The following is a 23616-nucleotide window of genomic DNA, read 5'->3' as shown; positions in this document are numbered from 1 at the left end:
CACGGGCTCGGGGTTCGCTTTGCGGAGCTGCGCCTCGGTCAAAACGAAGTCGCCGACCATGCGGCGGCCGTTGCGCACATAAAAAGCACGCGGCCAGACAAGGAGAAGGCGTGATGTGCGCATGATCGTCATTCACCCACGCACCAGAGGAACTCCTGCCGCGTGGGGCTGGTCTTGGCGGAGCGGAGGTAGAGGCGGTTGTCGCAGATGGCGGGGCTGCTGAAGGATTCGTCGCCGAGCGGGTTTTGGCCGAGAAGGGTGAATTTCTCCGGGGTGGCCTCGAAGACGGAGGTGACGCCGCTTTTGCTCGTGACGTAGATGCGCGAGTCGGCCATCACGGGCGAACCGTAGAATTCGCGGTCCACTTTCTCATTCCACAGTTCCTCTCCAGTCGCGGACTTCCAGCAAACGGCACGGCCGGCATCGCCGACAGCGAAGACGTGGCCGTTCTTCACGAGCATGGAGGGCACATAGGTCTTCGTGACGTTTTCCCAGGCGATCTTGCCGCTGCCGTCGGCTTCGAGAGCCATGGTGTGGTTCTTCGGATAACCGCCGCCGAGGAAGACGCGGCTGCCGTCCGTCACGGCGGTGACGACGGTCTCCTCCGTGCTGCCGTCGATGCTCCAGAGTTTTTTGCCGGTGAGCGGATCGAAGCTCTCGACCTTGTTGCAGCCCGCGAGCACGGCTTGGACTTTGCCAGCAGCATTCACGATGCCGGGCGAGGCATAGTTGGCCACTGGCGGGCGATCCTGCTGCCACACGATGTCGCCGGTGAGTTTGTTGAGGCCGGTCATCTTGCCGCCGCCGCGATGATCGGCGGAGACGAGCACGATGTTTTGATAAATCACCGGCGAGGAGCCAAAACCCTGATGCACCTGGAAATCGCACACGCGACGCTGCCAGAGCTGTTTGCCGTTCAAATCGAGCGCGGTGGTGAAGATGGCGCCGTTGTTCAAAAAGTTCACAAACAGCCGCTCGCCATCGCTCACGACATCCGACGAGGCCTGCGAGGAGATTTTGTGACCCTTCGTGTTGAGGTTCCCGCGATGCACGACGATCTCCCAACGTGATTTGCCCGTCGCGCGATCAAAGCTGAGGACGAGTTGCTCCTCCGTCTCCACATCCGCCGTGGCGAGCAGCACCTGATCTCCCACGACAATCGGCGAACCATGACCGCGACCGCGCACGGCGGCCTTCCAAACGAGATTTTCGCTCTCGCTCCACTTCACCGGCAGTTTTTGTCCTGCGGCGGCCTGACCATCGCCTGTGGGACCACGCCATGCGGGCCAGTCGGCGGCGAAGATGGATGTGGCAAAGGCAGCGAGGAGGAGCGGGGCGGATTTCATCAAGGGCGTGGATTACGCTTCAAAGGCCGCCACGCTGTCATCGTGGGCCCGGTCTAGTCTGGTTCAGTTCACGATTCCAACATGGTTCGATGCCGTGGCGGGTTGTGCGGGAGTTGGCTTTGAATGCGCGGACGGCGGCTTTTGCTTCCCGAACACGGGGAATTCAGGAATGAGTTTTCGTTCTTCCGTCGGCGCGTGGCGGTTCCGGCGCGGCGGTGAATTCGTCCTGACGCTGATTCCTCGATCATGATCCACCATGGGAGCCAAGACCCGACGCCTCCTGCGCAGCCGACCGTGACGCGGCTGGTGCGCAAGTCCCCGCACGATGCGGAGGCGCTGCTACGCGCACGTGGAGCATCGATGCTGCGAAAACGTGCCGACACGCGACCGCTCGAGGCAAACGAGGAGACAAAGGACAGCGACAGCCCGGCGAAAGTGATCGCGGCACCGGAATTGGCTGAAAAAGAGGCGAACGGCGTTCCTTGGTGGCGGGAGCAGGCGCTCGCAGCGGCCCGGCAACGTGCCTTGGCAAAGAAGGCGGCGACAGCAGCAGCACGCGAGGACAAGGAAGCCAGTCCAGCAGCCCGTTTCGACACGCCAGAGGCAAAACCTGCCGCGAGTCTGAACACGGTGCAGGAATCTGTGGCGCCACAGGCGGCGGCAGAGCCGGAGAAGCCGCTGGCGGCCGGTGCGTCGTCCAACGGCGGCCGGCCGTCGAGCCACGGCGTGATCCGCCTGAAGAAGAAGACGGAGTCCGCCGTCGAGAGCCGGCGGGATGTGACGCTGCAAGCACTGGACAAACCGGTCTGCTGCAACTGCCGCGTGCCCTTCACCGTCGAGCCGGACGTGCCGCTGCTCATGCGCATCGAGTGTCCACGCTGCTGCACACGCCAGATCGTGCCCGCACGCATTGAAAACTTCATCCTGGAGAGCCAGCTCGGCAGCGGCGGCATGGGCGTGACGTATCGCGCCTTTGATGAGAGCCTGCACCGCAACGTGGCGATCAAGCTCATCAGCGGCGAGCTGGCAGGCAGCCGGGGCAATGTGGAGGCCATGGTGCGTGAGGCACGGCGGGCCGCAGGACTCACGCATCCGCACATCGTGCCGATCTACTCGATCGGCAGCGTCGATGGCACGCCCTACATCGTGATGGAGCTGCTCTCAGACGCGCTGCTGTCACGACCCGTGATGAAGGGGCGGCGGCTGGAGGAGCGCTTCGTGTTGGAGACAGGGCTGGCCGTCGCGCGTGCGTTGCAAGCCGCGTCAGGACTCGGGCTGCTGCACCTCGACATCAAGCCCGGCAACATCCTGCACGACCGCTTCGGCGTGGCGAAGCTGATCGACTTCGGTCTCGCATGCCATCTGGACGAGGACGTGTCCAAAGGACTGGGCACCTGCCTCTACATGCCGCCGGAGAGGCTGAAGCGCACGGGTCAGGACATGCGGAGCGACCAGTACAGCCTCGGGCTGACGATGTGGGAGGCGCTGGCTGGCAGGCCGCCGTTTCAAGCACCCACGCGTGACGAACTGGCGAGCGTCATCGTGAAGACGGTGCCTGATTTGATTCACGAGATCCGCACGGACCTGCATCTGTGGACTGCCGGGCTCATTCACAAAATGATCTCCTACGAGCCGGATGACCGCTACCAGAGCCTGGAGGAGTTGATCGGCGCGTTTCAGGTCGTGCTCCAGGCCCTGGACGGGCGCGATGCCGCCATTCCCGCACCCACGAACACCACCGCCTCATGAATCCCGCACCAGACATCCCCACTGCCTCGCTGCCTGACGACCTGTCGCGTCACACCAGCGCAGACCTGGACCGCACGGAATACTATCGCGAGGCTGGAGAGCGGGCCGAACTGTCCGAGGATGTCGTGCGCCGTCTGCGTGAGGAGCAGGAGAGCACGCCGGACGGTTTCGCCGCCACGCTCACCGCCGCGCTCGAGGAATGCCTGGCACACGGCAGCCTCGACGGGCTGACCATCGCCTCCGATGACGGGCTGGTCATCGCAGAGACACACCGCATGGAAAACGCGGACATCATGGCCGCGATCGGCTCCGTCTTCGAGTATGTGGCGGAGCGTGCGCAGCATGCGGGCATCGTCTCCGGCGTGAATGAGATGACACTGCTCGGCAGCGGCGGTGAACTGGCCGTGGTGCGCTACTTTCCCGGACTGGAGCACCGGTTCTTCCTCATGGCCTACTCACGGAAGCGCTGCACCTACCGCCGTGTGACCAATCTGGCGCTGCACAAATGCGCGACACTGCTGCACCGGCGCTTTGCCGCAGTATCGGAACAGTGATTGCCGGATTTCACCCACTCATGCGTTTTGACGATCCAGCGGCCATTCACGTAGCTTGACGGCCTTATGGCAGCCAATAAATCCGACGCACTCAAGACCATTCTGAACACCCTGTCCTCCTCCAGCGGTGACATTGAAGCCTCCGCCGTCGTGTCCAGCGACGGCCTCATGATCGCCTCGAACTTCCCCGCCGGCCTTGATGAGGACCGTGTCGCGGCCATGTCCGCAGCCCTGCTCGCGATGGGTGAACGTTCCGCCAGTGAACTGGAGCGCGGCGGTCTGGAGCAGATCTTCATCAAAGGCGAAAAGGGCAACCTCGTGATGATGGCCGCAGGTCCGGAGGGCGTGCTCACCACGCTCACCACCCAAGGTGCGAAGCTCGGCCTCGTCTTCCTCGACATGAAACGTGCGGCCAAGGAGATCGCACGCATCATCTGATCCGCGCGGCAACACTCACACTGGAGATTCGCGTCCGCAGGAAGTCCCCGCATTTCAACAGCACCGCACACCTTCCACGTTCGATGCCCTCCGACACCGCTCCCGCCGAGCCCTGGCGCCTCGTGCTCGAAAAGGCCAGGGCGCTCACAGGCTTCACCGATGAGGACTGCCGCGTCCTCCAGGACGCGTCCGAGAGCCTGCGCCCGTTCGGCACGCAGATCGCGACCGGGTTCTACGACACCCTCTACGCCTTCCCAGCCACAGCCGCCGTCTTCAAAAAGCTCAACCAGGATCGTGGCGAGCGCGAACGCACGCTGCGGCTGTGGTTCGAGTCGCTAGTCAGCGGCCGCTATGACGACCGTTTCTGGACCTGGCACTGGCTCGTCGGACTCATCCACGTGCAGCACCAGGTGGAGCATGTGTTTGTCGTGTCGATGTTCGGCCGGCTGCAGACCCTGCTGACCGCGCACGCCTTCGAGATCTTCGAGGAAGCCTCCGCCGAGCGCGTGATCCAGGCCTTCCTCCGCGTCACAAACTGCCTCGCCGCGCTCGCCGTGGAAGGCTACCACCAGGAATACCTGAACGCCGTGCGGGAATGCGGCCTGAAGGAGCCCGTGCTCAACCGCATGGTCGCCATGGAGGTGCAGAAGAAGATCCAGCACTACCACCGCCTGCTCGGCCCCTACCCCGTCAGCTAGAAACGCCAGCCCCAGCCCCATCGCGCCATGAGCCAGTCCATGAAAGTCCAGTGGTCGGACGCCCTCAAAACCGGGAACCGTGCCATCGACAACCAGCACAAGTATCTCATCGACATCATCAACGATCTCGCCGGTGCCATCGAGAGCGGCCAGACCGCGCAGTCGCTCAAAAAAATCGTCAACCTGCTCCAGTACTACACCGAGTGGCACTTCTGCAACGAGGAGGGCTGCATGGAGCGCCTGAAATGCCCCTATGCCGCGCGGAACAAGGACGCACACGCCCAGTTCATCCAGACCTTCCTCGCCTTCCGGGCGGAACTCGATGGCGGCGGCGACTCCAACGAGATCGCCACGCGGATGTACAAAACGCTCACCGCCTGGCTCGTGCAGCACATCCAGGGCATCGACGCCCAGCTCGCCCACGTCTCCGGTGAAGGCGGCGCTCCTGTGGTGAACCCCTGCGTGCCTGCACCCGCCGCCGTGCCGGAAGCCAGTCCTGAACCCGCGACGATTCCTCCTGCACCAGCTCCCACGCCGGAATCGGCTCCCGGGCCGGAACAACCCGTCACGCAGCGGGTGCCGCCGCCCGTTCAGGCCGCTCCACCACCTGCCGTGCATGAAGAACCGAAGCCGGAGAAGAAATGGTGGCAGTTTGGCCGCTGATCCGTCATGCAACCGCCCCTCCGCACGCCGTTTCCATGAAGCAGCGCAAAATCATCTTCGCCGGTCCCGTCGGCGCTGGCAAAACCACCGCCATCTGCTCCGTCAGCGAGGTCCCGCCCATCCTCACCGACGTTTCAGCCAGCGACGACACGCGCGAGCGCAAGCAAACAACCACGGTGGCCATGGACTACGGCCGCATCTCCCTCGACAACGGCGACCGCGTTCACCTTTACGGCACGCCCGGCCAGGAGCGCTTCGATTTCATGTGGGAAATCCTCACCAAGGGCGGCGGCGGACTCATCTTGATGCTCGACAACGCCCGCCAGGACCCGCTCGCCGACATCAAGACCTACACCGACGCCTTCAGCCAGTTCATCCGCGACCAGCGCCTCGTCATCGGCATCACGCGCACGGATGTGAAGTCCACGCCCGCCATCGAGGACTACCGCGAATACCTCGATCTCTTCACCCTCCGCGTCCCCATCCTCGCCGTGGATGCACGTCGCCGCAAAGACGTGCTGCTGCTGATCCAGACGCTCCTCTCGCTCAGGCACTGACAGCGTCTTGTTCAGCCTGAGCGTGCCGGGAGACTCATCACGCAGGCCGGAACTGTGATGCCGGATTCTCCCCGCGCCCCCTGCGGTGCGATAAACTGTTGGTTCACGCATCCCCCAGACATCGATCTGTCTGGGCCTGGAGCATGACATCATCGTGGCTCCAAACGATCATTTGCACCGCCAACACCAACATGCCCGACGGCCCAGCCCGGACACGATGATCCGTCCGTCCAGCGAAACGCCCTCGATCGTGGAGGCGATGGCCCGCCTTGCCGCATGCCAGAACCATCTTGGAGTCTCCCTGATATGGGCTTCCGTCCCGTAGCGTATGGGTCTGCCGTGAAAAGACTCTGCACTCTCGCCCTCATCGTCTCATCTCTGCAAGCCGAGGACTGGGCGCAGTTCCGCGGCAGCAATGGCAGCGGCATTTCCAGCTCGAAAAATGTCCCGGCCGAGTTCTCGGCGGACAAAAACATCGCCTGGAAGGCACGGCTCGGCGATGGCGTTGGCTCCGCGATCGTGAAAAACGGCGTCGTGTTTGCCACCGGCATGGCGGGCGATGGCAAAGTCGCACTGCAGGCCTTTGACGCCGCCACGGGCGCTCCAAAGTGGAAGTCGGAGTTCGACACCGGCACACTGCCGCGCATCACGCCGCCGAACAGCCACGCCTCATCGACACCCACCACCGATGGCGAGCGTGTTTATGTGCATTTCAGCACGATCGGCCTGCTGGCCTTTGATTTCGCTACGGGCAAGGAACTCTGGCGCTACTCCATGCCGCGTCCGGCTTATCTCATGGACTGGGGCGCGGCCTCCTCCGCCATCGTGCATGACGGCATGGTCATCTTCTGCCAGGACGACGACCTCGCGCCCTTCCTCGTCGCCGTGGATGCCAAAACGGGAAAGGAAAGATGGAAGACGCTGCGCAAAGACATGCTCGCCGGCTACGCCGTGCCCGTGATCTGCAAAGGCGATATCGTCGTGGCCGGCAGCGGCAAGATGAAAGGCTACGATCCCGCCACAGGCGCTGAAAAATGGACCTGCAACACGCTGCTGCGCACCATCATGACCTCGCCAGTCGTGCAGGACGACATCATCTACATCGCTGTGCAGAGTTATGGTGATGCCACACGCACGTTGAAGCATGCGTTGCTCGAATGGCTCGATACGAATCAGGACAAGATCCTCGCCCGCGACGAGACGCCGAAGGAATTTCACGAACGCTTCGACGCCTCCGACAAGAACAAGAACGGCCTGATTGATCCGGACGAGATCGACACCGCCTTCCAATCGCCTGACAACATGGCCGCTGGTGGAAACATCATCCAGGCCATCCGAGGCGGTGGCAAAGGCGATGTGACGAAGACGCATTTGCTTTGGAACCTCGACCCCAAGACGCCGTCAAACATCGCTTCGCCTCTGGTTTACAATGGCCGTCTCCATCTCGTGAAAAGCGGCGGCATGTCGAGCTGCTACGACATCAAGGACGGCAAAACACTCTGGGACCGCAGCCGCCTCGGCAATTTCGGCGATTACTTCGCCTCGCCCGTCGCTGCGGATGGCAAGATCTACATCGCGGGCAAGAACGGTTTTGTCGTTGTGCTTGAGGACGGACCCGAGTTGAAGGTGCTCGGCAAAAACGACATCGGCGAAGAGATCATCGCCACGCCGAGCATCGCCGATGGTCGTCTTTACATCCGCACGCGTGAAAATCTCTTCTGCGTCGCGGCAGGCGGTGCGCAGTCGGGCTTGGCGGAGAACACGTCTCAGCCGTCTGCTGGCGAGATCAGCCTCCAGCCTGTGAGCAAATCACGGCTTTGGAACGGCTACACCGGCAACGCCATGGGCCAGGAGTCGTGGACCGAAGACGAACTCGATCAACGCCTCCAGCAGCTCAAAAAACTCGGCTACACCAGCATTGCCGTGCCAAAGAATGTCGCGCCCTTCACACCGATCCGCGTCGATGGCGACACCGCTGGCCGCAAAGCCTTCCGAGGCGCAAAAACCTTCGGCAATCCCGATGCGGCAGCCGTCACGGCCCGTTTCCGCGAAAAAGCCGCCAAACTCGGCTTTGAGGTCGTCACAGCTGAACCGATCGTGGTCTCTGTTCTGCCCAAAAACGACTTCCGCGACGAGAAAGCCCTGAGCGAACTCGTCACGCCGATGTGCGGCGAAGGCGTGGCGGAGCGCCTGTGGCTCGGCTTCCAGGAGATCGACAAAGCGAATCAATTGATCGCCCAAAACGACCCAAAACTTGGCTTTCCCGCCCCTGAGATGCTCGTGCGGCATCTGCATGCCACCGGTCCCGTGCCCGAGTGGCTCACGCAGGTCAAAACACACTTTCAGAACGCCATGAATGAGATGTACCGGGCCAACACCCGCGCGCGTGAAGGCTCACGCAGCTTCACGCTCTACAATGCGAAGCGTCTGGAGTTCACCTTTCACTTCGTCAACGCCATCGAGTCGCTGCACAAGGCGCACGATCCCGCTTTGCGTGCCGAGTCTCTCGAAGCCGCGATGGAGTCCGTTTACAACTCGCTCAATTCCTATTCTGACGTAGCGAGAGATTCCAGCGACCTGGGAGCCATCGCTCTGTTGAACGAATACGGCTACCGCGCCTTGCGGAAGGTGGTCAAAGGCGAGAAGTGAACTCTGCTGATGGGTGTGCGTGGCTCGCGGCAGCGTTTTGGAGTGCGCTGGTCCTCCGGTCCTCCAGCGCTTTTGAGCGTCCCCAGGTTCACGAAAGCTCCAGAGGGCTGGAGCACTCCAGGACGCTGCCGCGCTCGCCTCGCCCACAACTTTTGTGGCGATTGGGCTTCGGCCTCTTTGATTACCATCCGGCATGAACTTGTGAAGCAAGTGGCATTGGAGGACTGACGCCAGATGCGCGAATGCATCGCCGTTATGAAACTCACCCATCGCAAATCCAACGAACGCGGCCATGCCGACCACGGCTGGCTCGACAGCTTCCACACCTTCTCCTTCGCCGATTACTACGATCCGGCGCACATGGGCTTCCGCAGCCTGCGGGTGATCAATCAGGACATCATCGCTCCCGGCGCGGGCTTTCCCACGCATCCGCACTCGGACATGGAGATCTTCAGCTACATCCTCTGGGGTGCGCTGGCTCACAAGGACAGCATGGGGAATGGCCGCACGCTCCTGCCCGGTCAGGTCCAGCTCATGAGCGCGGGTCGCGGCGTGACGCACAGCGAATTCAATCCCTCGAAGACCGAGGGCGCATCGCTTCTGCAAATCTGGATCCGTCCGCGTCAGCGTGGCCTCACGCCGAGTTACACCGAGTGGCATCCCGATCCGGCGAAGGAAAACGAGCCGAAAGTGCTCGTCATCTCGCCCGATGGCCGCGAAGGCAGCGCCACCATCCATCAGGACGCCGACATCTACCGCGTGCGCCTTCCGAAGGGGCAGAGCATCACCCACGAGGTCCAAACCGGCCGCGGCGTGTGGTTCCAGCTTATCAAAGGCAGCATCACCGCGCACGGCAGCACGCTGAGCCCCGGCGACGCTTTCTCCACCGAGGACACCGGCACGCTCACCCTCACCGCCTCCGATGACGCCGAGGCTCTCCTCTTCGATCTCGCTTAATCCAACCCTCACTCCACAACTCCAACACTCCACCCCCATGAAACTCATCGCTACCATCGCCTCATCCCTCCTCGGAGCCGCCTTCGTTTTCTTCGGAGCCATGTATTTCACCGGCAAAATGCCACCACCACCGCCTGCAGGCACGCCTCCGGGCGATTTCTTCGCCGCCGTCGGCCCCACGGGCTACATGAGCTTTGTGAAGGTGCTCGAAATCCTCGGCGGATTGCTCCTGCTGCTACCCAAGACGCGAAATCTCGGCCTCCTCGTGCTCGGGCCGATCATCGTGAACATCCTCTGCTTCCACGTCTTCCTCGCCAAGTGCGCCTACATCGCAGACCCCGCTCTCATCACCATTTGCGTGCTCTCCGCCTTCCTGCTCTTCACCGAGCGCAAAGCCTGGCTCGGCCTGGTGAAGTGATCGTGGCACTCAAACGCCTTCGCTCTCGATCACCGACTCGATTTGAGGTTTCAACTCGACCAGATGTATGGTGGCGATGCGCCAGACGATGTCCCAGTTCACGTCAAAGTAATCATGCACCAGGATATGACGCGTCTTTTCCACCTTGTCCCACGGCACCTGCGGGTGACGCAGCTTCAAATCATCGCTGAGCTTGAAAACCGCCTCGCCGAGGATCTCGATATGCTTCAGCACAAAAAAGCGCAGCAACTCGTCCGCGTCGAAAGCATCCCGGTTCTCCAGCGGATGTCTATCGATCGCGGCGATGGCGTCCAGGATGTCCTGAAGCCGCGCCGCATCTCCTCGCGGCCCCTTCATGGCTCGACGGCCACCTCCTCGATCTCGCGTTTCAGCCGGTCGCGCATCCAGCGATGCTCCGTCAGCACATCCACCTCACAGCCGAGGATGCCCTGGAGCCGGTCCCGCAGCTCTACGAGTGCAAAGGCATCCATTTCGGGCTTCATCCGCACGATGAAGTCGATGTCGCTGCCTTCACTCTCATCCCCACGCGCCACCGAGCCGAACAAACGAATACGCTCCGCCCCGAGGCCCATGGCGGCCCCGAGGATCGCATCGCGGTGGTTGTGGACGAGCTCGCGCTTGGTCATGCTCCATTCGTAACACGCCACGCCGCTTTTGCCAACTCTCCTCTGACCGCCTGATCGCACCCACCTCTTACCACCTCGTCCATTATGACTACCTCCGAGCTCCAAACCCTTCTGTCCTCCGCGGACGCGCCGTTGCTCGTGCAGGTCCTGCCGGAGGAGGTTTTCGCCGCGAGACGCATTCCCGGCTCGAAGCAGGCCTGTGTGTATGAAGTGGCCTTCTTTGATCAAATCGCCGCTCTCACCACCGACAAAGCTCGCGCCATCATTGTGTATGGCGCGGGCAGTGGCTCGCTCGATGCGCAAGTCGCCGCTCAAAAGCTCACCGCCGCCGGTTTTACCCATGTGACCGCCTTCGACGGCGGTCTCGAAGCATGGAGCGCGGCCGGATTGCCGCTCGGAGGGGAAGGCACACCGCCAGCCGCGCCTTCGCTCAGCGGCACCTTCCGTGCAGACACCGAGCAGAGCCTCATCCGCTGGACCGGCCGCAATCTCTTCAACCATCACAGCGGCTCCGTGCGCCTCGCCGATGGCGAGATCACGCTGCGCGACAACGCGCTCGTCGCTGCCCGTTTTCGCATCGCGATGGACAGCATCGCCTGCGAAGACATCAGCGACTCCGCGATGAACCAGATGCTCATCGCGCATCTGCACAGCGACGACTTCTTCGATGTCGCTCATCATCCCGTGGCCGAATTCGTCGCGGAAAGCATCACACCGCTCGCCACCTGCACCGACGGCACACCGAATTACCTTCTGCGTGGTCACTTCACTCTGCGCGGCATCACCCGCGAGATCGAATTTCCCATCCTCGCCGCCACCGCCGATGGAAAACGCCTCACCGCGCAGGGCGTGCTCGATCTCGATCGCACCCAGTTCGGCAGCGTTTACGGCTCCGGCCGACTCTTCCGCTTCCTCGGCAAACACATCGTCAACGACCACATCCACCTGCACATCAAGCTCCACGCCGACCGCCAACCGTGACACAGACACTCCTGTCTGTGCCCCATCAAAAACAGGCAAGAGTGCCTGTTCCACTCTTTCCCCAATCATCACTCCAAAACTCCACCACTCCATGAAACTCCTCTCCCCACTCACCGCCGGCGCTCTGCAACTCCCCAACCGCGTCCTCATGGCCCCGCTCACGCGTTGCCGTGCGGATGCCGATCACAATCCCACGCCGCTCATGGCCGAATACTACGCGCAGCGAGCCAGCGCCGGTTTGATCATCGCCGAAGCCACGATGGTCATGGAGGGCAATTCGTCCTTCTGGATGGAGCCCGGCATCTACTCCGATGCTCAAATCAATGGCTGGAAAGCCGTCACCGATGCCGTGCATGCGAAAGGCGGCCAGATCGTGCTCCAGCTCTGGCATGGTGGTCGTGCCTGCCATCCGTTGCTCAATGGCGGAGCCCAACCTGTGGCTCCCAGCGCCATTCCGATCACCGGCGATGAAGTCCACACGCCCGAAGGCAAGAAACCCTACGTCACGCCTCGTGAACTCCGCGACGACGAGATCCCCGGCATTGTCGCCGGATTCAAAAAAGCTGCCGAGAACGCCAAAGCGGCCGGTTTTGACGGTGTCGAGGTCCACGGAGCCAATGGCTACCTGCTCGACGAATTCCTCCGCGATGGCGCGAACAAGCGCAGCGGCCCCTACGGCGGCTCCATCGAAAATCGCGCCCGTTTGATGCTCGAAGTGCTCGATGCCGCCATCTGCGTCTGGGGCGCGGATCGCGTCGGCTTGCGCATCTCGCCGCTGAACAGCTACAACAGCATGATCGACAGCGATCCCGTCGCCATCACCACTTACATCGCGCAGCAGTGCAGCACGCGCGGCATCGCCTACCTGCATGTCATGCGCAGCGACTTCTTCCAAGCGCAGCAAGGCGATGTCCTCACGCCTGCGCGACAGCATTTCAAAGGCGTGCTCATCAGCAACATGGGCTACACCGCCGACGAGGCCGAACAAGCCATCAGCGAAGGCAAGCTCGACGCCGTCGCCTTTGGCACCAGCTTCCTCGCCAATCCCGATCTGCCCGCCCGCATCGCCGCGAAGGCCCCGCTCAATGCTCCGAACCCCGCGAAGTTCTACTCCCCCGGCCCCGAGGGCTACACGGACTATCCCGCGATGTCATGAACGCACCGATCCATCCCGGCGTCCGCATCGGCCACGTTCACCTGAAGGTGGCCGATCTCGAGCGCTCGCTCGCCTTTTACTGCGGCGTGCTCGGCTTTCAGCTCACGCAGCGCTACGGACCCGGCGCGGCCTTCGTCTCCGCCGGCGGCTACCATCATCACATCGGCCTCAACACCTGGGAAAGCCGCGGCGGCAAGCCTCCGCCCCGCGGCACCACCGGCCTCTATCACGTCGCCATCCTCTACCCGGATCGCCAATCGCTCGCCGATGCCTTGCGACGCCTCATTGAGCACAAGATCCCCCTCGAAGGTGCCGCCGATCACGGCGTCAGCGAAGCCCTCTACCTCCAAGACCCCGACGGCAACGGCCTCGAACTCTACGTGGACCGCGATCCCGCCGATTGGCCGCGCGATGCAAACGGTGAACTCAAGATGACGACGGAACCTCTCGATTTGGACGCGCTGTTGGCGGCGTCCACTCCCGATGGCGAATGCGATGCGTAAGGGGTGTTATTCCCCTTTCCATCATGAGTCCCACACGTGTCCTGCTGATCAGCGGCTGGCTGCTCCTGTCTTCAGGCTGCGCCATCGCACCCGCGAAGATCACGCGTGTCGTGGAGCCGGAAAAGGCGTCGCTCCATGAGTGGATGCAGGCAGCGCTGGCAAATGAAGGAACGAATGCCGCCAAGGTGGCTCTGGGGCATTTCATCGAACGATGGAGGAAATCCGATCTCGGGGCTGAAGGCATCGTGCGAGGGGAGGCTGACAGCCGGGGACCTGTGTTTCACGTCGTTTTCTCCAAAACCGGCCAGGGGGCCTATTCACCGGCCTATTTTGACAAGATCAGCCCCGCGGCCGATTACGAAGTGCTCAAGATCCCGCATCATGTCCGGCGTGGCGCGGGTGTGCCGCTGGTGGCGATCCGTGAGAACCGTGAACGCGACCCGATCGAGGCCTACTATCCGCCTGAGACCATCGCACGCCCGCTCACTGCGCTATTAAAGCCGGGAAAGGCCAAGGCAGGCGTCCAGGAGGTGCACATCGATCTTCTTTGTCCGTTGGTGCATGACAGTGTGGTTCACAACGGCCGCCGGCAGCCGCTGGCGGCCGATTTCTCCCTGCCCTGGGCGGCCACTCTCTCGAAGTCTGGCAAGCTCAACCAGCTCCGGGTCCTGGACATGGTGACGCCGCTGCCAAAGCGAACTCCCCAGCTCTACCTGATGGAGCCTTATGACCGGCGGAAGGAGCCGCTCATCATGATTCACGGGCTGCTTTCGTCACCTCTGGCCTGGGCAAAGCTGAGCAACGAGCTGTGGGCCGATGATCGCATCCGCAACCGCTACCAGATCTGGCATTTCCTCTACAACACGTCCGCTCCGTCGCTGTATTCGTCCTCGGTGTTGCGCAGGCAGCTCGCCGCGGTGCGACGGCTTCTCGATCCAGAGCGTGATGATCCCGCGATGCGCCACACCACGCTCGTCACGCACAGCATGGGCGGGCTGGTGGGAAAGGCGCTGGCGATGGAGCCGGGCGAGGCGTTCTGGAAGGCCACCTTCACGGTCACTGCGGATGAGTTGAAGCTCTCCACCGAGGACCGGTCGATGCTGAAGGACGCCTTTGAATGGCATGCCGATCCGACGATCCACCGCATCATCTTCATCGCCACGCCCCATCGTGGCAGCGAGTATGCCGACACCCTCATCGGACGGCTCGGCAGCGTGCTCACGCAGCCACCACGCGCGTTTCAGCAGTTCTATCGGCGGGTGGCCACGGCCAATCCGGACGCCTTCACGCCGGAATACACCGGACTGGCCGCAGGAAAGCTCGACAGCGTCAGCTCGCTCTCGCCCCGGCAGCCTACGCTGCGGCTGCTGGCGGAGCTCCCTTACGCGCACCGTGTGCACGTCCACAGCATCATCGGAAACCGGGGACGGCCGGGGCCTCTGGACGAAAGCAGCGACGGCTTCGTGCCTTACAGCAGCAGTCATCTCGAAGGTGCTGACTCGGAACTCGTTGTCCCGTCCCGACACCGCGTGTTCCGCCATCCGGAGGCCATCGCGGAAGTCCGCCGCATTCTGAAGCTGTGAATGCGCATGAATTCCTCCGACGCGGTTGATTTGCCGCCCCAAGCGCAGCAAGAGTTCTTCCCTTTCCTCCTCCCGAGAACTCCATGAACATCCTCGATGCCATCCACGCCCGCCGCGCCATCAAACACTACGATCCAGCCCACCGCATGACGGAAGACGAGGTCAAAACGCTGCTCACCGCGGCGTTGCAGGCCCCCACCGCCTTCAACATCCAGCACTGGCGTTTCGTCCTAGTGAGCGATCCTGAAGTGCGGAAGCAGATCCGGGCCGTCGCCTGGAACCAGGCGCAGGTGACCGACGCCTCGCTGCTCATCGTGCTGTGCGCCGACAAGGACGCATGGAAGAAAGATGCCGCCCGTTATTGGAAAGACGCGCCGCAGCCCGTGCAGGACTTCCTCGTCCCCGCCATCGGCCAGTATTACGCCGGCCGCGAACAGGTGCAGCGCGACGAATGCATGCGCTCCTGCGGCATGGCTGGCATGACGATCATGCTCGCCGCGAAGGCCCTCGGGTATGACTCGTGCCCGATGGATGGCTTCGACTTCGATGCCGTCGCGAAAATCATCAAACTGCCAGAAGATCACGTCATTTCCTTCATGATCGCCGTTGGCAAAGGCACGCAACCCGCGTGGCCAAAGCCGGGCCAACTTCCTCATGACGAGGTGATCGTTCAAAACACGTTCTGACCACCATTCTGCGCATGAAAATCGCCATCGGTTCCGATCACGCCGGCTTTCGCTACAAGCAGGCCATTGTCCAGCATCTGCGCGAGGCTGGACACGAGGTGGAGGACTTTGGCACGCACTCGGAGGCGGCCGTGGATTATCCGAAGTTCATCCGGCCCGTCGCCGAGGCGGTGGCTGCCGGCACATTCGAACGCGGCATCGTTCTCGGCGGTTCCGGCAACGGCGAGGCGATGACGGCCAATCGTGTACGTGGCATTCGCTGCGGCCTGTGCTGGAATCTGGAGTCCGCACGGCTCACACGGCAGCACAATGACGCGAACGTGCTCTCGCTCGGCGAGCGCATGATGGATCTGCAGACCGCGTTGCAGATCGTCGATGTGTTTCTCACCACGCCGTTTGAAGGCGGCCGTCACTTTTCGCGCATCCAGCAGCTCGATGAATGACGTAACGGCCAACGAGCGGCTCCTGCGCGAGACCGAGGCCTATCTGCATGAGCAGATTCCGCTGACGCATGCCATGGGCGTGACTGTGGAGAGCTGGAATGGTGCCCGGCTGGTCCTGCAAGCACCGTTGGAACCCAATCACAACCACCTGGGGACCGCATTCGGCGGCAGCCTCAGCGCTTTGGCGACGCTCGCGGGTTACAGCCTGCTCTGGCTGATGCTTGGCGACCGGGAAGCGCATGTCGTCGTGCGTGACAGCCACATTCGCTACCGCCATCCGGTGCGCGGCACCTTGAGAGCGGCCTGTTCACGGCCTGATGACGCAGTGATGGAGGTTTTCCGTCGTCAGTTCAACGAAACCGGCCGCGCCCGTCTGTCGCTGCCGGTCACCATCGAGGAGGATGGAAAAGTCTGCGTGGAGTTCGAGGGAACCTTTGTGGCGATGCGCTGAAGATCATGCTGACCCACGCGCACCACCATGAAACGCAAGCCACCGGCTCACCATGAGTGACCGGCTGCCCGTTTCACGCTGGAGCGCGGCCATTCCGTGGCTCTTCGTGTTGTTGTGGAGCAGCGGCTTCATCGGATCCAAGCTCGGCGTGCCGTATGCGGAGCCGTTCACCTTCCTGACGCTGCGCTACTGCATCGTGCTCGCGATTTTGACGCCGATCGCACTCCTGACGCGTGCACCGTGGCCGCAGGGCCGTGTGCAGACCATGCATGTGGCTTTCGCAGGCCTGCTGATTCATGCGCTTTATCTGAGTGGATGCGTCTGGTCGCTGCGGCTGGGGCTTCCGGCGGGAATCCTGAGCCTGATCGTCTCGATGCAGCCGCTGTTCACGGCGGCGTTCGCCGGAGTGGCGTTGGGAGAGAAGGTGCTGCCGCGTCAGTGGCTGGGTTTGGTGCTCGGATTCGTCGGCACGGCCCTGGTGGTGGCGCACAAGACCGGCAGCGGGCTCACCTTTGCCATGACGATTCCCGCGCTCCTGTCGCTGATCGGCATCACCGCAGGCACGATGTGGCAGAAAAGGCACTGTCCGCGTTTTGACCTGCGCACCAGCACGGTGGTGCAATACGGGGCCAGCCTGGTGGTGACGGCACTGCTCGCCTTCACGACCGAGACGATGCATGTGGAGTGGAGCGGGCAGTTTGTGTTTGCCCTGCTTTGGGTGGCGCTGGTGCTTTCCATCGGCGCGATCAGCTTGTTGAATCACCTGATCCGCAGTGGCACGGCGGTGAATGTGGCGAGCCTGTTTTACACCGTGCCTGCCGTGACGGCGCTGATGGCCTGGGGCATTTTTGGCGAGACGCTGACCGGTTTGTCGCTCATCGGCATGGCCGTGGCAGTGACAGGCGTTTGGATGGCAAGGGGAAGGTGAGACTCCCGATTCTTTCTTGGCGTGACGAATGCTTCTGCGCCTACATCGCCCACCCGCGCATGCACGATCCTCATTTCTTCCTCTCCGCGTTCATCTACCTCGCCACGGCGGTGCTGATGGTGCCAGTGGCGCATCGACTGGGCCTCGGGTCCGTGCTCGGCTATTTGATCGGCGGTGCCGTGATCGGTCCGTTCGCGCTGGGATGGGTCGGTGGCAGCCAGGGCGAGGAAGCGATGCACTTCGCCGAGTTCGGCGTCGTCATCATGCTTTTCATGATTGGCCTCGAACTGGAACCCGCACGTCTGTGGCGCATGCGCGGGCCGATTTTCGGCCTCGGTGGTGCTCAGGTGGTTTTCACGGCCCTGGCGGTGATGACCGTCGCGATGCTTTGCGGTCTGGCGTTCAAACCCGCCATCGCCGCAGGCATGATTCTGGCCCTGTCATCCACGGCCATTGTGCTGCAGACCCTCCAGGAGAAGGCGCTGATGCGCACCGACGCGGGCAGCGACTCGTTTGCCGTGCTGTTGTTCCAGGACATCTCCGTCATTCCGATGCTCGCGGTGTTTCCGCTGCTGTCCGCCAGCGGAGCGCAGGTCGAGGATCACGGCTGGCTGCAACAACTGCCGCATTGGCTGCAACCGCTGGTGACTTTGAGCGCGGTGGTGTTGATTGTGATCGCGGGGCAGTTTGTTGTGCCGCGTGGTTTTGCCGTGCTGGCGAAAACGGGATTGCGTGAGCTCCTCACGGCGGCTGCATTACTGCTGATCGTGGGCGTGGCCCTGCTGATGACGCAGGTGGGGCTCTCACCCGCTCTCGGTGCTTTTGTCGCGGGTGTGGTGCTGGCGGGAAGCCATTATCGTCATGAGCTGGAGAGCAACCTGGAGCCGTTCAAAGGCCTGCTGCTTGGCCTGTTCTTCCTCGCGGTCGGTGCGTCGCTTGATTTCAGCGTGATCGTGGCCAGACCGGCGCTCATCACGCTGCTGGTGGCCGGATTGATCGTGCTGAAGGCCGCGATCATGTTTGGGATCGCCACTGTGCTGAAGATTCGTGGCAGTCATCGCTGGTTGCTATCACTGGCACTCGCCCAAGGCGGTGAATTTGCCTTCGCGCTGCTCTCGATGGCCATCCAGCAGCGCATTCTCGATGCGGAGACCGCGAAACTGCTCGTCGCAGTCGTGGCGCTGTCGATGGCGGTGACGCCGCTGCTGTTTGTGCTCTACGAAAAGGTCATCGCCCCGCGCTACACGGCGGTGGTGGCGGAAGAACGCGCGCCGGATGCCATTGATGAGCATGCGCCGGTGATCATGGCGGGATTCGGCCGCTTTGGGAACTTCGTCGGCCGCTTCATGATGTCACAAGGCATCAAAGTGACCGTGCTGGAGAGCGATCCCGATCATGTGGACATGCTGCGCACCTTTGGCTTCAAGGTCTTTTATGGAGACGCCACACGGCTCGATCTGCTGCACGCGGCGGGCATCGCCGAGGCGCGCATGTTCATCATCTCGCTGGCGGATCGAGCCAAGGTGGCGCAGCTCGTCACGGAGATCCGGGAGAAGTTTCCGAACGTGCGCATCCTCGCTCGCGCTCATGATTACGACCAGCGCTTCGAGCTTCGCGGCCTGGGGCTGAACGTAGAGGACATCGTGCACGAGCAGATGCACAGTGCGCTCGAGCTCGGCGTGAAGGCCCTCTGCGCGCTCGGCAAACAACGCGAGGAACTGGAGCGTGCCGCCAAGAAGTGGAAGGCCTACGATGAGGAGACCTTCCACATGCTCATTCCCGTCCACGACGATGATAACGCCTATGCCAGCATCGTGCGCGAACGCCGCATCGAGCTGACGCAGCTCTTCGAGCGTGACCGGACGGAGGCGGAAAAGTAGGCTTGTTGCGCCGCAGCAAGCTCAGTGTGCCGGTTGCGGCGCAACCGGGCTACTTTACTTCGCCGTCAGCTTAAGGTTGCGGAACCAAGTCTCGTCACCGTGCTCGGTCAGCATGATTCTGCCCTTCCCGGGAGCGAAGCCTTCCTTGTTCTTGAACTTGCTCTTCGCGATCATCTCCTTCCACTCGGGCGTGGTGGTGTCCGCCTCGCTGGCGAGCGCTCCGTTGAGCCAGTGCTGGATCTTGCCGTCCTGGACGACGATCTTGCTGGTGTTCCATTCGCCCGCCGGTTTCACCAGCTTGCCTGCCACCGGCCCTTTGATGTCATAAATCGAGGCCGTGGTGTGCGAACCACCGCGCAGGCCGTCGGGATGGCCGCTGTCGTCGATCATTTGATACTCGATGCCCAGCCACTCCTTGCCGCCGATCTTCGTGACCCAGTATTTGATGCCGTTGTTGCCCTTGGGATTGAGTTTCCACTCCCATTCGAGCTCGAAGTTCGTGTATTCGTTCTTGGAGATCAGATTGCCGCCGCCTTTGCCGGCGAGGTGGATGCCGTTGTCACCTTCCGCCGTCCAGCCGCCGCTGGCAGGCTCGCCCTGAAGGTTGGTGAAGTCAGCGAGCGTGAGGTGAACCGGTTCAGCCGCGGAAACGAGAGATGCGAAGGCGAGGAAAGCGAGGAATGGGCGCATGTTGTGGGTTGGGTGACGGGCGCATGAAACGCGTGCCCGTGAAGCTTGCATCATCTTTTTCATTCGGCCGATAATCCCGGCAGGTGACCGCGTTCTAGTGCGGCCATGAAATTCACCGCCCTTCTCTGCCTCGTTGCTTTGACCAGCGCCGCTCTCGCCCAGGCGCCGAAAGCTCCTGCCAAACGCGAGCGCAAGCCGCATCCGTCGCTCGCCAAGGTGGAAGATGTCGCCGGGCTGCCACGCGTGCTGCTGATCGGCGATTCGATCTCCATGGGCTACACGCTCGATGTGCGTGAGCTGCTCAAAGGCAAGGCCAACGTTCACCGCATTCCCACCAACGGCGGTCCAACAACGAACGGCCTCAAAAACATCAAGGCCTGGCTTGGTGAGTCGAAGTGGGACGTGATCCACTTCAACTGGGGCCTGCATGACCTCAAATACATCCAGGAGGATCCCTCGAAACGTGCAGATCCGAAGGCTCCTGGTTCACATCCGCAGGTGGCTCTGGCGGATTATGAGAAGAACCTGACCGAACTGGTGAAGATCATGCAAACCACCGGGGCGAAGCTCATCTGGTGCAACACGACGCCTGTTCCTGCCGGCAGCGACGGACGCATCGAAAGCGACGAGTTGAAATACAACGAGGCCGCCGCCCGCGTGATGAAGGCCGCCGGCATTCCCACGGACGATCTGCATGCGCATGCGCTTGTGAAACTCCACCACGTCCAGCTTCCAGCGAACGTGCATTATTCGCCGGAAGGCTATGGCTACCTGGCTCAGAAGGTCGCGGCCGTGATCAGCGACTACCTGCCGGAGAAGTGAGTGGTCACACCAGCCGGTCCTTCAATGCACGCGCAACTGCAGCGGCGCGGCTGTGGACACCGAGCTTGGTGAAGAGATTGCGCGTGTGGGTGCTGGTGGTGTGAATGCTGACCTGCATGCGGTCGGCGATTTCCTTCGCCGTGAGGCCTTCGACGAGGAGCTTGAGCAGGTCGTGTTCACGTGGCGAGAGCGAAACGGGCTCTGCGGCCGGTTTGGTGAGCTTCGCGAGCATCTGCACCACGCTGGCGGCGACTTTGGGCGACATGGGCGATCCACCCTGCGCGGCCTCCAGAATGGCTTCGATGACCGTTTCGGCGCGTGAGGTCTTCAAAAGATAGCCACTGGCACCGGCGCTGATGGCACGGCTGATTTTCTCCTCGTCCTCAAAGACGGTGAGGATGACGATGCGGCAGTCGGGAGCGAGTTTGTGCACATCACCGATGATTTCGAGGCCGCTGCGGCCGGGAAGGCCGACATCGAGCAGCAAAACATCCGGCTTCTGGTTCTGCGGCGCGGTTTTGAGGGCGGCGAGCATCGTTTCCGCATTCGCAAACGCCGGTGCGATGGCGAGACCGCGCTCCGGCGTGCAGAGACGCTGCAAGGAGCGGCGGAAGGTGTCGTGATCTTCGACGATCCAGGTTTTAACCAGCGTTTCAGGTTTCATGTTTCAGGTGGCAGGTTTCGTCCAGCGGGCGGTGCGCGGCACAGCGAGGATCACGCGGGTTCCCTGGCCGGGTGCGGAGGTGAGATGCAGCGCCGCGTGCATGGTGGTGGCACGTTCGCGCAGATTGCCGAGACCGTGGCCGGCGACAGGCATGGAGGCATCAAAGCCGATGCCGTTGTCGTGGATCTCGATGCGGATGCCTTCCGAGGTCGGTGTGAGATGAAAACGGACCTGGGTGGCATGTGCGTGCTTCGAGATGTTGTGCAGCACTTCCTTGCAGAAGAGATAGAGTTCGCGCCGCGTCTCGATGTCGGGTTCGACCGTCAACGGAGCCGCAGGCAGGGCGCAGTCGAGCCGTGTGCCGCGCAACAGGCGCTCGGTGAGGCTTTGCAGCACGCCGAGCCAGTCCTTGCCGGCGTCGGAGCGTCGCGGACTGATCAAATCAACCATGTCGCGCATCGAATCGGCCGTCTCTCCCGCCACGCGTTCGATTTCTGCGATGTCGGTCTTGATGGAGTCGAGCGTGGCACCGGGCTGCGCGGCGATGGAGCAGATGAGCGTGATGCTGCCGAGGTTCGAACCGATCTCATCGTGCAGGTCACGCGCCAGCTTCTCGTGCAGACGCTGTGCATCACGGCGGCGCTGGCGATGCTGGCGCCAGAACAGCAGGCCGGAGAGCAACGAGATGGTGCCGACGCTGCCAATGCTGCCATGCACGAGCTGGCTCTGCGAGCGCACGACCAGGGCGTCGCGGCGGGCTTGCAATGCGGCGGTTTCACCTTCGAGCTGGCGGCGGTTTTCGAGCTGGGCGAACCACTGCGGCAGGTCGATGAGGCGTCCGTCTTCGGTGAGGCCGTCATTCAAGGCGGCGAGGCTCCAACTGGCGGCATCTTCACCGGTGAGCACGTCGCTGGCGCTGAACTGGCCGCGTGTGGCGACGTTCTCGGCACCATTGAACGCCTGCACCTCCGCCAGCGCAAAGACGTAGTCGCTTTTGCGATACCAGAGCTGTCTGGCGGTGATGCGGATGAATTTTGCAGGCGTGTGACGTGCAGGAATGCAGACGAGATTCATGCCGGGGGACGGCTGGAAGCGGTCGGTGACCTCATGAACCGTCACCGCGTCACTGAAGTCGTCCCGGGTGGCCGTTTCGACCTTGTAGAGCACCGGGAAGCCGTAGTCGAACCACAGCGGCACGTCCCGACGCCGCACCGGCACCAGACGGATTTCGTCGAGGGGCGTGACCTCCGGGAGGGTGAGCGTGAGGGACTTCGGCTCATCCGCCCGGGACGCCACGGCGCTGTGAAACCCCCGCGTGCCACCGGCCTGCGGCACCGTGGGCAGCCCGAGCGGCGTGATCATGTCGGTCAGGTTCGAGCGCGTCCATGCACGCGGGGCATTGCGGGTGCTGGAACTGGTGGCGGCGCCGTCGATGGCGAGGTTTCGCGTGCCGAAAAGTACCAGCATCTCCGCCAGCGCCAGGATGTCCGGCCCATCGACCGACCAGGGCTCCGTGGCGGTGAAGCGCACGCGTTTGACGGGACGCGGCTCCAGGCGTGCAAGGACGGGAAAGCAGCCCGGATTCGGAAAATCCTCCGCCGTGCGATCCAGGATGACCTGCCCGCGATCCTGATCATCGAAGACCTCGATCTTGAAGCGCACGGGAAAGCCGTAGCCAGCGACGACCGCGTTCGCCCCTTTTGCCAGCGGCGGAACGAGCACCACGGTGTCCACCTCCGCGGCCTCTTTGAGCGTGATCTCCATCCACCGCACGTCCTCGTCAGTGGTGTAGCCGGTTTTGAGTCCAACGCGGATGCAACTGTTGATGAGAGCGGGCTCCGGCAGTGAGCGAAGCTGCTTTTCATGGGTGCGGATCGCGTCGTCGAGTGACTTCAATTCCGCCCAGGACCAGAACGCGAGACGCTCCACCCATTGCGCGTCAGCAGCCCCGGCAGGGATGATCGCCGCCTGTAAAACCACGAACACTGCCGCCAGAAGCCCCCTGCGCGACGGGCGATGCCCGGAGGACGCGCTGGGATCAGGGCTGGGAGCGGGATTCGGCATGCCGGGGCGGATATTCCGTCGTCATGCGGATTTCGCCATCCGTCATTTTTTCCCCAGCCATCACCTATTTTGGCGAGATGACGGAGAAA

At 62.5% G+C, this 23616-nt stretch carries 25 protein-coding genes; 19 read left to right on the top strand and 6 right to left on the bottom strand.

The window, feature by feature from the left end; all coding sequences use genetic code 11:
• Window positions 1–128: 128 nt before the first annotated feature.
• Window positions 129–1346: a PQQ-binding-like beta-propeller repeat protein gene (locus IAE77_RS30290; protein WP_294235320.1), complete on the bottom strand. Its 1218-nt coding sequence runs from the start codon at window positions 1344–1346 to the stop codon at window positions 129–131.
• A gap of 246 nt (window positions 1347–1592) precedes the next feature.
• Between IAE77_RS30290 and IAE77_RS30285 the strand changes: the two genes are divergently transcribed.
• The 9 genes from IAE77_RS30285 (at window position 1593) to IAE77_RS30245 (ending at window position 10029) form a co-directional block, all read left to right on the top strand.
• Window positions 1593–3095 carry a serine/threonine-protein kinase gene (locus IAE77_RS30285; RefSeq protein WP_294235318.1) on the top strand — a complete coding sequence of 501 codons (1503 nt, stop codon included), beginning with the start codon at window positions 1593–1595 and terminating at the stop codon, window positions 3093–3095.
• A complete protein-coding gene (locus tag IAE77_RS30280) occupies window positions 3092–3649 on the top strand; it encodes a hypothetical protein (protein ID WP_294235316.1) in 558 nt (185 codons plus the stop codon). The genes IAE77_RS30285 and IAE77_RS30280 overlap by 4 nt, the downstream gene beginning before the upstream one ends.
• Before the next feature lie 66 nt (window positions 3650–3715).
• Window positions 3716–4087 (top strand): roadblock/LC7 domain-containing protein, encoded by a 372-nt coding sequence (locus tag IAE77_RS30275; RefSeq protein WP_294235314.1) that lies wholly within the window; start codon window positions 3716–3718, stop codon window positions 4085–4087.
• 83 nt (window positions 4088–4170) lie between these two features.
• Window positions 4171–4785, top strand: a complete 615-nt coding sequence (locus IAE77_RS30270) for a protoglobin domain-containing protein (RefSeq protein ID WP_294235312.1) — start codon at window positions 4171–4173, stop codon at window positions 4783–4785.
• 27 nt (window positions 4786–4812) lie between these two features.
• Window positions 4813–5448 carry a hemerythrin family protein gene (locus IAE77_RS30265; protein ID WP_294235310.1) on the top strand — a complete coding sequence of 212 codons (636 nt, stop codon included), beginning with the start codon at window positions 4813–4815 and terminating at the stop codon, window positions 5446–5448.
• Between the two features lie 35 nt (window positions 5449–5483).
• Window positions 5484–6005: an ATP/GTP-binding protein gene (locus tag IAE77_RS30260; protein WP_294235309.1), complete on the top strand. Its 522-nt coding sequence runs from the start codon at window positions 5484–5486 to the stop codon at window positions 6003–6005.
• Between the two features lie 339 nt (window positions 6006–6344).
• Entirely contained in the window at window positions 6345–8654 is a 2310-nt protein-coding gene (locus IAE77_RS30255) for a PQQ-binding-like beta-propeller repeat protein (RefSeq protein ID WP_294235307.1), read from the top strand.
• Window positions 8655–8909: 255 nt separating this feature from the next.
• On the top strand, window positions 8910–9611 hold the full coding sequence (locus IAE77_RS30250) for a pirin family protein (protein WP_294235305.1): 702 nt from the start codon (window positions 8910–8912) through the stop codon (window positions 9609–9611).
• 37 nt (window positions 9612–9648) lie between these two features.
• On the top strand, window positions 9649–10029 hold the full coding sequence (locus tag IAE77_RS30245) for a hypothetical protein (protein WP_294235303.1): 381 nt from the start codon (window positions 9649–9651) through the stop codon (window positions 10027–10029).
• Between the two features lie 9 nt (window positions 10030–10038).
• Here IAE77_RS30245 and IAE77_RS30240 read toward each other — a convergent pair whose 3' ends face one another.
• Both IAE77_RS30240 and IAE77_RS30235 read right to left on the bottom strand, forming a co-directional pair.
• A complete protein-coding gene (locus IAE77_RS30240) occupies window positions 10039–10386 on the bottom strand; it encodes a HepT-like ribonuclease domain-containing protein (RefSeq protein WP_294235301.1) in 348 nt (115 codons plus the stop codon).
• On the bottom strand, window positions 10383–10676 hold the full coding sequence (locus IAE77_RS30235) for a nucleotidyltransferase domain-containing protein (protein ID WP_294235299.1): 294 nt from the start codon (window positions 10674–10676) through the stop codon (window positions 10383–10385). Before IAE77_RS30235 ends, IAE77_RS30240 begins: the two co-directional genes overlap by 4 nt.
• Window positions 10677–10760: 84 nt before the next feature.
• Here IAE77_RS30235 and IAE77_RS30230 point away from each other — a divergent pair, with 84 nt between their 5' ends.
• The 9 genes from IAE77_RS30230 (at window position 10761) to IAE77_RS30190 (ending at window position 19287) form a co-directional block, all read left to right on the top strand.
• Window positions 10761–11657 carry a YceI family protein gene (locus IAE77_RS30230; RefSeq protein ID WP_294235297.1) on the top strand — a complete coding sequence of 299 codons (897 nt, stop codon included), beginning with the start codon at window positions 10761–10763 and terminating at the stop codon, window positions 11655–11657.
• Window positions 11658–11748: 91 nt separating this feature from the next.
• Window positions 11749–12813 carry an alkene reductase gene (locus tag IAE77_RS30225; RefSeq protein ID WP_294235295.1) on the top strand — a complete coding sequence of 355 codons (1065 nt, stop codon included), beginning with the start codon at window positions 11749–11751 and terminating at the stop codon, window positions 12811–12813.
• On the top strand, window positions 12810–13316 hold the full coding sequence (locus IAE77_RS30220; protein ID WP_294235294.1) for a VOC family protein: 507 nt from the start codon (window positions 12810–12812) through the stop codon (window positions 13314–13316). The genes IAE77_RS30225 and IAE77_RS30220 overlap by 4 nt, the downstream gene beginning before the upstream one ends.
• 23 nt (window positions 13317–13339) lie before the next feature.
• Window positions 13340–14899, top strand: coding sequence for an alpha/beta hydrolase (locus tag IAE77_RS30215; RefSeq protein WP_294235292.1), 1560 nt, complete (start codon window positions 13340–13342; stop codon window positions 14897–14899).
• Window positions 14900–14982: 83 nt separating this feature from the next.
• Complete coding sequence (locus IAE77_RS30210) at window positions 14983–15585, top strand: nitroreductase family protein (protein ID WP_294235290.1); 603 nt, start codon at window positions 14983–14985, stop codon at window positions 15583–15585.
• A gap of 14 nt (window positions 15586–15599) precedes the next feature.
• Window positions 15600–16028, top strand: coding sequence for a ribose 5-phosphate isomerase B (gene rpiB / locus IAE77_RS30205; RefSeq protein WP_294235288.1), 429 nt, complete (start codon window positions 15600–15602; stop codon window positions 16026–16028).
• Window positions 16021–16479 carry a thioesterase domain-containing protein gene (locus IAE77_RS30200; RefSeq protein ID WP_294235286.1) on the top strand — a complete coding sequence of 153 codons (459 nt, stop codon included), beginning with the start codon at window positions 16021–16023 and terminating at the stop codon, window positions 16477–16479. Before rpiB ends, IAE77_RS30200 begins: the two co-directional genes overlap by 8 nt.
• A gap of 52 nt (window positions 16480–16531) precedes the next feature.
• Window positions 16532–17407 (top strand): DMT family transporter, encoded by an 876-nt coding sequence (locus IAE77_RS30195; protein ID WP_294235284.1) that lies wholly within the window; start codon window positions 16532–16534, stop codon window positions 17405–17407.
• A 59-nt stretch (window positions 17408–17466) separates the two neighbouring features.
• Window positions 17467–19287 (top strand): monovalent cation:proton antiporter-2 (CPA2) family protein, encoded by a 1821-nt coding sequence (locus IAE77_RS30190; protein WP_294235282.1) that lies wholly within the window; start codon window positions 17467–17469, stop codon window positions 19285–19287.
• A 54-nt stretch (window positions 19288–19341) separates the two neighbouring features.
• Here IAE77_RS30190 and IAE77_RS30185 read toward each other — a convergent pair whose 3' ends face one another.
• Complete coding sequence (locus tag IAE77_RS30185; protein ID WP_294235280.1) at window positions 19342–19977, bottom strand: DUF1080 domain-containing protein; 636 nt, start codon at window positions 19975–19977, stop codon at window positions 19342–19344.
• A gap of 105 nt (window positions 19978–20082) precedes the next feature.
• Here IAE77_RS30185 and IAE77_RS30180 point away from each other — a divergent pair, with 105 nt between their 5' ends.
• A complete protein-coding gene (locus IAE77_RS30180) occupies window positions 20083–20799 on the top strand; it encodes an SGNH/GDSL hydrolase family protein (protein ID WP_294235278.1) in 717 nt (238 codons plus the stop codon).
• A 4-nt stretch (window positions 20800–20803) separates the two neighbouring features.
• On the opposite strand, the gene IAE77_RS30175 is transcribed toward IAE77_RS30180, so the two are convergent.
• On the bottom strand, window positions 20804–21463 hold the full coding sequence (locus IAE77_RS30175; protein WP_294235276.1) for a response regulator transcription factor: 660 nt from the start codon (window positions 21461–21463) through the stop codon (window positions 20804–20806).
• Between the two features lie 3 nt (window positions 21464–21466).
• The gene (locus IAE77_RS30170) at window positions 21467–23527 is read right to left on the bottom strand and encodes an ATP-binding protein (RefSeq protein WP_294235275.1); all 2061 of its coding nucleotides are present in this window, start codon (window positions 23525–23527) and stop codon (window positions 21467–21469) included.
• Window positions 23528–23616 lie beyond the last annotated feature (89 nt).

The sequence above is a fragment of the Prosthecobacter sp. genome, from assembly GCF_014879935.1.
Classification (GTDB): Bacteria; Verrucomicrobiota; Verrucomicrobiia; order Verrucomicrobiales; family Verrucomicrobiaceae; genus Prosthecobacter.
This window is presented reverse-complemented; position numbering and strand designations above follow the sequence as displayed.